Source organism: Streptomyces sp. NPDC037290, from assembly GCF_055603245.1.
The window spans coordinates 1-12,079 of the sequence record NZ_JBVJVZ010000032.1 but is presented as its reverse complement, the minus strand read 5'-3'; the positions used below and the strand labels follow the sequence as shown (position 1 = coordinate 12,079).

At 72.4% G+C, this 12,079-nt stretch carries 9 protein-coding genes; 1 reads left to right on the top strand and 8 read right to left on the bottom strand.

The features are described 5' to 3' along the window. The first annotated feature begins 4 nt into the window (after positions 1-4). Positions 5-1,966, top strand: coding sequence for a DNA helicase RecQ (gene recQ / locus ACZ7HQ_RS40810; RefSeq protein WP_471001402.1), 1,962 nt, complete (start codon positions 5-7; stop codon positions 1,964-1,966). Between the two features lie 35 nt (positions 1,967-2,001). Here recQ and ACZ7HQ_RS40805 read toward each other — a convergent pair whose 3' ends face one another. From ACZ7HQ_RS40805 to fahA, 8 genes are all read right to left on the bottom strand, one after another. Beyond that, positions 2,002-4,767: a fumarate reductase/succinate dehydrogenase flavoprotein subunit gene (locus ACZ7HQ_RS40805; protein WP_471001399.1), complete on the bottom strand. Its 2,766-nt coding sequence runs from the start codon at positions 4,765-4,767 to the stop codon at positions 2,002-2,004. 11 nt (positions 4,768-4,778) lie between these two features. Continuing rightward, positions 4,779-5,567 (bottom strand): ABC transporter ATP-binding protein, encoded by a 789-nt coding sequence (locus ACZ7HQ_RS40800; protein ID WP_471001396.1) that lies wholly within the window; start codon positions 5,565-5,567, stop codon positions 4,779-4,781. Next, positions 5,551-6,465, bottom strand: coding sequence for an ABC transporter permease (locus tag ACZ7HQ_RS40795; RefSeq protein WP_471001393.1), 915 nt, complete (start codon positions 6,463-6,465; stop codon positions 5,551-5,553). The genes ACZ7HQ_RS40800 and ACZ7HQ_RS40795 overlap by 17 nt, the downstream gene beginning before the upstream one ends. Further along, positions 6,462-7,820 carry an ABC transporter substrate-binding protein gene (locus tag ACZ7HQ_RS40790; RefSeq protein ID WP_471001390.1) on the bottom strand — a complete coding sequence of 453 codons (1,359 nt, stop codon included), beginning with the start codon at positions 7,818-7,820 and terminating at the stop codon, positions 6,462-6,464. The genes ACZ7HQ_RS40795 and ACZ7HQ_RS40790 overlap by 4 nt, the downstream gene beginning before the upstream one ends. A 14-nt stretch (positions 7,821-7,834) precedes the next feature. Further along, positions 7,835-8,062, bottom strand: a complete 228-nt coding sequence (locus tag ACZ7HQ_RS40785; protein ID WP_031166915.1) for a 4Fe-4S dicluster domain-containing protein — start codon at positions 8,060-8,062, stop codon at positions 7,835-7,837. A 62-nt stretch (positions 8,063-8,124) separates the two neighbouring features. After that, complete coding sequence (locus ACZ7HQ_RS40780; protein WP_351246300.1) at positions 8,125-8,913, bottom strand: GntR family transcriptional regulator; 789 nt, start codon at positions 8,911-8,913, stop codon at positions 8,125-8,127. 134 nt (positions 8,914-9,047) lie between these two features. Continuing rightward, positions 9,048-9,986 carry a M56 family metallopeptidase gene (locus tag ACZ7HQ_RS40775; RefSeq protein ID WP_471001386.1) on the bottom strand — a complete coding sequence of 313 codons (939 nt, stop codon included), beginning with the start codon at positions 9,984-9,986 and terminating at the stop codon, positions 9,048-9,050. A gap of 560 nt (positions 9,987-10,546) precedes the next feature. Beyond that, the gene (fahA, locus tag ACZ7HQ_RS40770; RefSeq protein WP_471001383.1) at positions 10,547-11,764 is read right to left on the bottom strand and encodes a fumarylacetoacetase; all 1,218 of its coding nucleotides are present in this window, start codon (positions 11,762-11,764) and stop codon (positions 10,547-10,549) included. Between the last annotated feature and the right edge of the window lie 315 nt (positions 11,765-12,079).

Below are 12,079 nucleotides of genomic sequence, written 5' to 3'. Positions count from 1 at the left end.
TGAGATGCCACAGGTGACCGAGGGGCCGGGCGCGGCCGACAGCGAGGCGCTGGCCACGCTGCACCGGGTCTTCGGATACGAGGGCTTTCGCAGCGAGCAGGAAGCGATCATCGACCATGTGGTGGCGGGCGGCGACGCCGTCGTCCTCATGCCCACCGGCGGCGGCAAGTCGCTGTGCTACCAGATCCCGGCCCTGGTCAGACCCGGTACGGGCATCGTGATCTCCCCGCTGATCGCGCTCATGCAGGACCAGGTGGACGCCCTGCGCGCCCTCGGCGTGCGGGCCGGCTTCGTCAACTCCACGCAGGACTTCGACGAGCGGCGCGTGGTCGAGGTCGAGTTCCTGGCCGGCGAGCTGGACCTGCTGTATCTGGCGCCCGAGCGGCTGCGGCTGGACGCCACGCTGGACCTCCTCTCACGCGGCAAGATCTCCGTCTTCGCGATCGACGAGGCTCACTGTGTGTCCCAGTGGGGCCACGACTTCCGCCCCGACTACCTCTCCCTGTCCCTGCTCGGCGAGCGCTGGCCGGACGTCCCGCGGATCGCCCTCACCGCCACGGCGACCCGCGCCACCCACGAGGAGATCACCCAGCGGCTGAACCTGCCGGCGGCCCGCCACTTCGTCGCCAGCTTCGACCGGCCCAACATCCAGTACCGGATCGTGCCCAAGGCCGACCCCAGGAAGCAGCTGCTCGCCTTCCTGAGGGAGGAGCACGCGGGTGACGCAGGCATCGTCTACTGCCTCTCCCGTAACTCGGTCGAGCGGACTGCGGAGTTCCTCACCGCCAACGGCATCGAGGCGGTGCCGTACCACGCGGGCCTGGACGCGGGCATGCGCGCCGCCCATCAGTCCCGGTTCCTGCGCGAGGACGGCCTGGTCGTGGTGGCGACGATCGCTTTCGGCATGGGCATCGACAAGCCGGACGTACGGTTCGTCGCCCACCTGGACCTGCCCAAGTCGATCGAGGGCTACTACCAGGAGACCGGCCGTGCGGGCCGCGACGAACTGCCGTCCGCGGCCTGGATGGCGTACGGCCTGAACGACGTCATTCAGCAGCGCAAGCTGATCCAGTCCGGCGAGGGTGACGAGGCGTTCCGCCGCCGGGCCGCCGCCCACCTCGACGCCATGCTCGCGCTGTGCGAGACGGCCCGGTGCCGCCGCGGCCAGCTGCTCGCCTACTTCGGCCAGGACCCCGACGCTGCGGCCTGCGGCAACTGCGACACCTGCCTCACCCCGCCGGAGACCTGGGACGGCACGATCGCCGCGCAGAAGGTGCTGTCGACGGTGGTGCGGCTGCAGCGGGAGCGCGGGCAGAAGTTCGGCGCCCTGCAGATCGTCGACATCCTGCTCGGCAAGCGCACCGGCAAAGTCATCCAGTTCGACCACGACCAGCTGTCCGTCTTCGGTATCGGCCAGGACCTTGCCGAGGCCGAGTGGCGGGGCGTCATCCGGCAGCTGCTGGCCCAGGGCCTGCTCGCGGTCGAGGGAGAGTACGGCACCCTGGTGCTCACCGAGGCCAGCGGCTCGGTGCTGCGAAGTGAGCGGGAGGTGCCGCTGCGCAAGGAGCCGACGAAGCCGGCCGCCTCCCGCTCGCGGTCGGCAGGCGCCTCCGGAGGCGACCGCAAGGCCAGGAATGCCGTGGCGGAACTGCCCGACGAACTGCTGCCCGCCTTCGAGGCCCTGCGTGCCTGGCGCGCCGAACAGGCCCGCGAGCAGGGCGTGCCGGCGTACGTCATCTTCCACGACGCCACCCTGCGGGAGATCGTCAGCCGACGGCCCGGCTCGGTGCGCGAGCTGGGCACGGTGAGCGGGGTCGGCGAGAAGAAGCTGGCGACGTACGGGGAGGGCGTGCTCGGCGTGCTGGCCTCCCTGGACGGCCCGGCTCCGGCCTCCGACGACGCGCAGGACGCCGCTTGGCCGGGGCCGGACCAGGAGCCGGAACCGGAACCGGACGACTGGATATGACGGGCCGGTCCGAGGCGATGCGGGAAGCGGTGTAGTCACAGCCCCCGAGCCGCGTACGCCCTGACGTCCGCGTCGGAGTCGGCCGTGGCCGTGGCGAGGGCCGCGCGAGCCTCCTCCGTGGCCCGGTGCCGGGTCAGGGCGAGCACCACCGCCTTGCGCACGTCGGCGTTCTGGTCGGCCAGCGCCTTGGCCAGCGCGGGGACGGCGGTCTCAGCGGACGCGGCCGACAGCGCGGTGGCGGCGCCGGAGCGGACCTGCCAGGCCTGGTCGGACAGCGCGGCCACGGCTCGGGCGGCGAGCGGCGACGGGCAGCCGGTGCCGGCCAGCGCGGCGAACGCGGCACCGCGCACCAGGGGATCGGTGTCCCCGGTCAGCCGGTCCAGGGTGGCGGCGAGCAACGCGCGGTCGGCCGAGGTCAGGGACGCCGAACCGACGGTCGTCAGCGCCTTGGCCACGGTGACCCGGACCTCCCGGGAGGGATCGTCCGCGGCACCCGCCAGCGGCCGGACCGCGTCGACGGAGACGAGTGCCCGTACGGCCTCGGTGCGCACGGCGATGTCGGGATCGTCCAGTGCCCCCGCGAACGCCCCGGCCTCCCCGAGCCGCAGAGCACGCAGCACATCGAGGGCGGCGGCGCGGACCACGGGGTCGGCTGCGCTGAGGGCGCCGGTGAGGGCGGTGCCCAGGTCCGGTTCGGGCGGCAGGGTCTCGACCAGTTCACGCAGAGAGGCCGCGGCGGTCGCGCGGACCTCGGCGTCGGAGTCGGCGAGGGCACCGGCCAGGGCCTGCCCCGTGCCGGGCGGAACGGTCTCGGTGAGGACCGAGACGGCCGTACGCCGTACCGCGGGATCTGCGTCCGCCAAGTACGGCTGGATCAGGTCGAGTTCGGGTTCGGCATCGGCCAGCTCCAGCAGTTCCAGGAGCCGGGGTGAGGCGGTGCCCGGCGCGCCGGGCCGGTCGGCGGAAACGGTGGCGCGCGCGGACGTCGGTCCTGCGGCGACCGGCGCCACCTCGCGTGGCCCGGCCGTGGCCACGTGCTCGGGACGGACCTCGCCCAACCGCCGGGAGGGGCCGCCGACCGGGGCGAATTCCTCGACCGGGACCAGATAGGGAGCCACGGGACGGGCCGTGAACTCCATCGCACCAGAGGGGGACTTGTGCAGATCGAGATGGTGAAACCAGGAGACGTCGTCACGGCGGGGATGGTCGAGACGGTCGTGGTAGAGGCCCCAGCGGGACTCGGTGCGGGCGAGAGAGGCACGGGCGGCCATCTCGGCGCAGTCACGGATGAAGCTGACCTCGGCGCAGCGCATCAGCTCGTGCGCGGTGCGGGCGCCCATGGCGTCGATGTCGGCGCGCATCCGTTCGAAGGCCTCCAGGGCGAGGGAGAGCCGCGCACCGGACTTCGGCGGTGCCACGTAATCGTTCACGAAACGGCGCAGCTTGTACTCGACCTGGGGCTGCGGCGGGCCGTCCGGGTTGCGCAGCGGGCGGTAGATCAGCTCGTGCGCCGCACTCACCTGGTCCGCGGGAAGCTCACCCTCGTACGCCGTGTACTGGGCGGCGTCCGCGCCGGCGAGGTCGCCGAAGACGAACGCGCCGATCATGTAGTTGTGCGGGACGCAGGCGAGGTCACCGGCGGCGTAGAGGCGGGGGACGGTTGTGCGGGCGTGGTCGTCGACGCGAACGCCGGAGGCGGAGTGACCGCCGCACAGGCCGATCTCCGAGATGTGCATCTCGACGTCATGGGTGCGGTAGTCATGCCCGCGGCCGGCGTGGAAGGTGCCCCGGGTGGGCCGCTCGGTGGAGTGCAGGATCGACTCCAGGACGGAGACCGACTCCTCGGGCAGGTGACTGAGCTTCAGGTAGACCGGGCCGCGGTCACTGGCGACCTCGGCGGCGAACTCGGCCATCATCTGCCCCGACCAGTAGTCGGAGTCGACGAACCGTTCGCCGTGCCGGTTGACCTGGTAGCCGCCGAAGGGGTTGGCGACGTAGGCGCAGGCCGGCCCGTTGTAGTCCTTGATCAACGGGTTGATCTGGAAGCACTCGATACCGGTCAGCTCGGCCCCCGCGTGGTAGGCCATGGCGTACCCGTCACCGGCGTTGGTGGGGTTCTCGTAGGTGCCGTAGAGGTAGCCGGAGGCAGGCAGACCGAGCCGGCCGCACGCGCCGGTGGCGAGAATGACCGCACCCGCGCGGACGGTGACGAACGTGCCGGTACGGGTGTTGAAACCGACGGCGCCCACGGCCCGCCCCTCCGCGGTCAGCACCCGGACCGGCATCACCCGGTTCTCGATCCGGATCCGCTCCCGCATCTCACGCCGCCGCAACTGCCGGTACAGGACCTTTTTGACGTCCTTGCCCTCTGGCATCGGCAGTACGTACGAGCCGGAGCGGTGGACCTGGCGCACCGCGTACTCACCGTGCTCGTCCTTCTCGAACTTGACCCCGTACGACTCCAGCCGCTGGACCATAGCGAAACCGCGGGTGGCGGTCTGGCGGACGGTGGACTGGTCGACGATGCCGTCGTTGGCGCGGGTGATCTCGGCGACGTAGTCGTCGGGTTCGGCGCGGCCGGGGATGACCGCGTTGTTGACGCCGTCCATGCCCATGGCGAGCGCACCGGAGTGGCGGACGTGGGCCTTCTCCAGCAGCAGCACGTCCGCGCCGTGCTCGGCGGAGGTGAGGGCGGCCATGGTGCCGGCGGTGCCGCCGCCGATGACGAGGACGTCGCAGGTCAGTTCCTCGGCGTCGCCGACGGCGGGAATCTCCAGGGAAGTGGACGCGGGGGTGGTCACCGGGGTGCCTTTCAGGAGCGAAGCGAGGTGAGGATGTCGCGGCGCAGGGCCACGCGGGCCGGGTCGTCCACGGCCCCGCGGTCACGGGGCCCGGGCACGTCCCGTACGGCGGTCACCCGGCCGGAGCCGAGCAGGGCCACGCGGTCGCCGAGGAAGAGGGCCTCGTCCACGTCGTGCGTCACGAAGACGACGGTCGCGCCCGTGCCGCGCCACACCTCCACCAGCAGGTCCTGCATGCCGGAGCGGGTCTGGGCGTCAAGGGCGCCGAAGGGCTCGTCCATGAGGACGGCGCGGGGGCTGTCGGCCAAGGCGCGCGCCAACTGGGCGCGCTGGCGCTGCCCTCCGGACACCCGGTGCGGCAACTGCCCGGCCTGCGCGCTGAGCCCGACCCGGGCAAGCCAGGACTCGGCCCGGGAACGGCGCTCGGAGCGGGGGACGCCGCTGATGGCGAGCGGCAGTTCGACGTTCCCACGCAAGGTGCGCCAGGGCAGCAGCGCGTCCTCCTGGAAGACCAGCGCACGGTCGGCCGACGGCCCCACCAGCGGAACACCGTCCACCTCGGCCGTGCCGCCCAGCGAGGGCAGCAGCCCGGCGAGCGTGCGCAGCAGCGTGGACTTGCCGCAGCCTGAGGGACCTACGACGGTGAGGATCTCGCCGGGAGAGACGTCCAGGTCGACGTCGTACAGCACCGGCGCATCCGGGCGGCCGAGCACGGCGGAACGGAAGGCGAGCCGGGCGCCGCGCACGGCCCCCGACGCCGGTGCGACGGGAGCGGCGACCGTCTCAGACGAGGTGCTCATCACGGGCCTCCTCGGTGTCCTTGTGGCTCTGCTGCTCGGGCTGGGCCTCGTGCTCGGAGGTGCCGTCGACAGGTGCGGGGAGGACGGCAGGCCGGGGCACGCGGGTGCGGCCACCGGGGACGTACGAGGTGCGGGGCAGCCAGCGGGTCAGACGCCGGCCGAGGACTTCCACGGCCGTGGAGGTGATCCAGCCGAGGACACCGATCGTGACCATGCCGACGAAGACGCCCGGGTAGTCCACCACCGTGTAGTCCTGCCAGGTGCGGTAGCCGACGCCGTACTGGCCGGAGATCATCTCGGCCGAGATCACGCAGATCCACGACACGCCGATGCCGACGGACAGCCCGCCGAAGATGCCGGGCAGCGCGCCCGGCAGGACGACCGAACCGAGGATCCGCAGCCGGCCACCGCCCATGGTGCGCACCGCCTCCTCCCAGACGGGGGTCAGCGCGCGGACCGCGTGCCGGGTGGAGACCAGCACCGGGAAGAAGGCGGCGGTGCAGGTGATGAAGACGATGCCCTGCTCATTGGAGGGAAAGAGCAGGATCGCGACGGGGACCAGAGCGATCGCGGGGATCGGGCGGATCACCTCGAGGACCGGGCCGAGCAGATCCTCGGCCAGGCGCGAGCGGGCCGCGAGCACGCCCGTCGCCACGCCCAGGACGGCTGCCAGCGCGAAGCCGGTGAGGATCCGGGTGAGGCTGTCGGTGAGGTCGGTCCAGTAGTCGCCGCCGGAGACCCGGCCGGCGAAGGTGCGGGCCACGTCGGCGACCGTCGGGAACTGCGAGAACCGCAGCCACAGATTCACGTCCAGGCTGGTCAGCAACTGCCACAGGCCGAGGAAAGCGGCAAGGGAGGCCGTCCGCAGCGCATACCGGGCCAGCGGCCGCCGGGTCATGAGGCCTGCTCCAGCGCCTCGCGGTACGACACCGTACGGGCGCCGCCGTGCGCGGTGACATAGGCCTGCGCGTTCGCCGGGGTGACGAACGGCAGCAGCTGGTCGCCGTCAGCCACCCACAGCGCTTTGTCGGCGAACCATAGGGTGCCGGTGGTGGCGTCGGGCACATAGGCGGCGCGGATGTCGTCTCGGTGCCCCGCCACGTAGGCCAGCAGCTCCTTCGCGGACTTGAAGGAGACGGTCTTCTCGCTGGCCTTGGACCACACCTCGCTCGCGGCCGGCGCGGGTGTGGCGGACAGGCGCTTGGCGTAGGAGGCGCCGAGGGCCTTCTTGACGTACTGATCGTCGACGAAGGAGTCCACGTCGATGTCTCCGGTCAGCTTGGCGGCCTTCAGCACGGACACGTCCTGCTTGAGCGCGGAGACGAGCTGTGGCTTGACCGCCGGGTCGAAGGTGGCGATGCCATGGGCGCCGTTGTAGAGGTAGACGACCTCGGCGGGCAGACCGGTGGCCTCGGCGACCTTTTCGGCGGCGGCGACGGGGTGGGCGTTGAGGTAGTCCGTCGCTTCCGCCTGGGCTTTGAGGAATGCCTTCAGGACGCCGGGGTGCTGCTGGGCGAAGTCCTGGCGGGCGGTGACGCCGTGGAAGGTGGGCAGATTCAGCTGGGCGCCGTCGTACAGCGCTTTGGCCTTGCCCTGGTAGGCGAGCAGGCCCGGCCAGGCGACGAACTGCGACAGGGCGTCCACACTGCCGGAGGAGAGCGCGGAGGCGCCCACGGCGGGCTGCTGGTTGAGTTTGGAGATGCCCTTGTCCGGGTCGATGCCGGCGCGCTGCAGAGCCCTTACGAGGGTGCCGTCCGCGGCGGAACCGACGCTTGTGGAGACCCTCTTGCCCTTCAGGTCCTTCAGTGAGGCGAGTTTCGAACCAGCGGCGGTGACTACGGTGTTGAGGCCGCCGCGCAGGTTGTAGCCGGTCACCGAGACCAGGTGAGTGGGACGGCCGAGCTGCTTGCCGCGGGCCGCGTTGAGCAGCAGCGGGAAATCGCCCATCGAGCCGATGTCGATCTTTCCGGCCGTCATCTGGGCGGTGATCGGGGCGCCGGTGGCGTAGTCCTGCCAGTCGACCTTGTAGGTGTGGCCGTCATGCAGGGCGTTGAGCTGCTTCTCGAAGTAGCCGAGAGAGCGCAGCAGCGTGCCGGCGGTAACGGTGTTGATGGTCTTGGACTGGTAGCCGACGGTCACAGTGACCGTGGAGCCGCTGCCCGCTTCCGCGCTGCCGCCGCAGGCGGACAGGGGGAGGAGGAGTATGGCGGCGGACAGGGCGACTGCCGTTCGTTTCACGGTGGTTGTACTCATGGTGGTTGTACCTCTCACCGCAGCAGGTAGGGCATGTTGACCGTGACGGCTCCGGTGGGGCAGCGGGCCGCGCACGGGCCGCAGTACCAGCACTCGTCGACGTGCATGTACGCCTTGCCATTGGTCTCGTCGATGGCCAGGGAGTCCAGCGGGCACATGTCCACGCAGAGGGTGCAGCCGTCGATGCACTTCGACTCGTCGATGGTCACGGGCACGTCGGCCCGCTGGGGCGCCAAGGGCATGGCTGTCTCCAGGAAACGTGCAGGCAGGGATGGGTGCCGGCGGGTTTGTGTGCAGGTGGGGGCTACGACCGGTGGAGCAGGCCGCTCATGGTGATCCGGTCGCCGCGGAAGCGGATGAACTCCAGGTCGACGGGGCGGCCGTCGGCGAGGTGCGTGAGGCGTTCCAGCATCAGTACGGCGGCTCCGCGCGGGGCCTGGAGTACGGCGGCGGAGTGGGTGTCCGCGTTCACCGCTTCCAGGGTGATCTCGGCGTGGCCGAGGCGCTGGCCGGTGATGGCTTCCAGGAGGCGGAAGACATCGGTGTTCTCCAGGTCGGCGCCGAGCAGGGCGGTGCCGATGTCGAGCGGGATGTAGGTGAGGTCGAGGGAGAGGGGCAGGCCGTTCAGGCGGCGCAGGCGCTCGATGTACAGGACGTCGGCGCCGGCGGGGATGCGGAGGCGGTCGGCCACCGGGGCGGGCGCGGGGGCGGGGCCCATGGTGCGGACCTCGTTGGTGACGCGGCCGTGTTCGCGGAGGGTTTCCGCGAGGCCCATCAGACGGTCGAGCCCGTGTGGGTACTTCTGGGCGACGACCACGGTGCCCACTCCGGGCAGCCGTTCCACCAGCCCCTCGGCGCGGAGGAGGTCCAGGGCCTGGCGGACGGTGTTGCGGGAGGCGCGGTAGTCGGCGGCGAGCGTCGACTCGTGGGGGAGGGGGCCGTTCTGGAAGGCGCCGGTGAGGATCTGGTGGCGCAGCAGGTCGGCGAGTTGCCGGGCCCGGTCCGCACGCAGCCGTCGACGCGTGCGGTGGGCGGCGACGGTAGTCGCGGCGCCCTGACCGGCATGGTCGCGGGGGCGGTCGGTGGGTGGCATGGCTGAAACCATACCGACGCGGTAGGGAATGGGGTGTTGCTGCAGTGTTGCGCCAGGTGAAGGGGCATTGGATACGGCGCTGAGCTGCGGGTTCTACGCCTTGGGCGGGAAGATCTGCCACCCGCCGGGGCCGGTCAGGACAGTGCCGTCAGGCCCGGGGCGAACGTGATCAGGAGCGGGAGCAGCGGCACCAGGGCTGCGATCGTCGTCGTCAGAGCCCGGTGCCGGCGCAGCAGCCGTGGCGGCGGCTCCAGCAGGCGGTCCACCCGCTCGCCGAGGAGGCGCCGGCTGGAGTCGCAGGACAGGACGCCACGGTGCTGGTTCAGTTCGATCAGCGCGAGGGCCGTGGTGAGGTGACCGCAGCGCCGGGACGCGGTGTCGTCGGCCGCCAGCTCGACCAGGCGGTGCGTCTGGTCGCAGAAGTGCGCGAAGAGCGGCACGCGCGGGAAGCCCGTGGCGAGCGCGGTGGACAGATGCAGCAGCCAGTCGTGATGGGCACGCGCGTGCCCGCGTTCGTGGGTGAGGACGGCGTCCAGTTGGTGGTCGGTGAGGCGTTGCAGTGCTCCGGTCGTGACGACCAGCTGCGGCGGGTGTCCCGGCATCCACCAGGCGTCCGGGTATTCGTCCTCCAGCACCAGCATCGGACCGCGCGCAGCCGGCAGTCCCGCCGGCAGGTCGGGGGCGCGCTCGCGCAGCTGCGCGCGGGCCTGGCCGCGGCTGCGGCGGGCCTCGACGAGCTCCCGGCCCAGCATCGCCGTCGTCCAGGCGGCTCCGCAGGCCAGCAGCACGGTGAGGGCGGCGGCCCACACCGGCGCGGAGGAGAGGTCGTAGGCGGCGGTGACGGAGGGCGGTGCGGGGGCGAAGACGCGGTCGCGGACGGTGTGGAAGACGGCCGCCGTGCCCAGGACCAGTGCGGCCAGGCAGCACAGCAGGACGGTGGCGACCAGGCACTGCCACACCCACAACGCGACCACCGGTTCCCGGTCGGGCCAGGAGGCACGGGTCAGCGCGCGTGGCGCCGGGAGGGCGGCCGTCAGAGCGACGACGCTCAGCAGGAGCAGGCAGACGGTCATGCCGGGGCTCCGGTTCCTGGTCGGAGAGTTGTGCGGGTGGCGGTGGTGCGCGTGACGCCCGAGGGCGCGTCGGGTGGTGCGTGTCCGCCCAGTATGACGCTGACGGGCGGCGAGAGTCAGGCCTCGGCGCTGATCGGTCCCGCGGTTCCGATCGCCCGTTCTCCTTCGCCTCCGGCCTGCCCCGCCTCCGGGTGCGGAAGCGTGAGGTCTCCCGCTCGAGACCAGCGTGAGCGGCAGCGGGACCACGTTGCCCGTGGCTCCGTCGCACGTCATGCTCGCCAGGGTGCCCGGGGTCCTCGATGCCGGGCCCCGCAGCGACGTGGTGACGACGCCCCCAGGCGGCCACCATCGCCGGCCTGCGGGCGCGCGGGGCTGTTCGTCGCTGGGCGGCGTGATGATCCGCCCACGGCGACCAGCCGCACGCGCCCGTGGCGACGGCGGGGGAGGCCGGCAGGCCCGGCCGGAGAAGAGACCGGTCCACAGGCGCCGTGCCCCCGGTCTCGCTACGGCGAACTTGCGTCAGCCTCTTGCTGCGAGCCGGCCTCTCTCCGCGGTGCCGCTCACCCCGACACGACCCGCCCGCTGACCTCCCCCAGGCCGACCCGGCGTCCGTCCGCCCCCGGGGCCCAGGCCGACAGAGTCACCGCGTCTCCGTCCTCCAGGAAGGCCCGCTTGCCGTCCGGGAGTTCCAGCGGGTCGCGGCCGTTCCAGGTGAGCTCCAGCAGTGAGCCGCGCTGACGTTCCTCCGGGCCGCTCACCGTGCCCGAGCCGTACAGGTCGCCGGTGCGCAGGGAGGCGCCGTTCACCGTCATGTGGGCGAGTTGCTGGGCGGCGGTCCAGTACATGGTCGAGAAAGGCGGCTCGGAGACCACGTGGCCGTTGATGGCGACGGAGATGCGCAGGTCGTAGCCGCCGGGCTCGATGCCGGGCGCCGAGTCGTCCAGGTAGGGCAGCAGGGGGTGCGTGCGCTGCGGAGGCGTCACGCGCGCGTGCTCCAGTGCTTCCAGCGGGGTGATCCACGCGGACACCGAGGTCGCGAACGACTTGCCGAGGAAGGGCCCGAGGGGGACGTACTCCCAGGCCTGGATGTCCCGCGCGGACCAGTCGTTCAGCAGGCACAGCCCGAAGACGTGCTCCCGGAAGTCGCCGAGCCCGACCGGCCGGCCCAGCTCGGACGGCGCGCCCACGACGAAACCGACCTCCGCCTCGATGTCCAGCCGGATCGACGGCCCGAAGACGGGTGCGGGGTCGGTCGGGGCCTTGCGCTGCCCGGAGGGCCGCACGACGTCCGTGCCGGAGACCACGACCGTGCCGGAGCGGCCGTGGTAACCGATCGGCAGGTGCTTCCAGTTGGGGGTGAGGGAGTCCTCGGCGTCCGGGCGGAAGATCTGGCCGACGTTCCTGGCGTGGTTCTCCGAGGCGTAGAAGTCGACGTAGTCCGCCACCTCGAAGGGCAGGTGCAGGGTCACCTCGGACAGCGGGTGGAACAGCGGCTCGAGGGTCTCGTGGTGGGCGGGCTCCGTGACCCAGGCCGTGATGGCGCGCCGTACCTCCGACCAGGCCGGGCGGCCGGCGGCCAGCAGTGCGTTGAGGGTGGGCCGCGCCAGCAGCGGGTGGTGGGGTGAGCGGAGGGCGGCGGCCGCGGCGCCCGCGTCGAGGACGTGGTCCCCGAGCCGGACGCCGACCCTCCGCTCCGTACTGCCGGAGGGCGAGAACACGCCATAGGGAAGGTTGTGCGGGCCGAAGGGGTCGCCCTCGGGGACGTCGAAGGGGGGCATGCGGTACTGCCTCACTCTCATCCGGGCCGTGCATGGCGGTGCGTTCCATGTGGTCGCGCCACACGTTACGGCCGTGATGCGTGTCTTGGGCAGTGCCCCCAGTAGTGCCCCGGCAGTGGCCCCAGCAGTGCACTCAGCGGTGGGGGGGGGGGGGGGGGGGGGGGGGGGGGGGGGGGGGGGGGGGGGGGGGGGGGGGGGGGGGGGGGGGGGGGGGGGGGGAGGGGGGGGGGAGGGGGGGGGGGGGGGGGGGGGGGGGGGGGGGGGGGGGGGGGGGGGGGGGGGGGGGGGGGGGGGGGGGGGGGGGGGGGGGGGGGG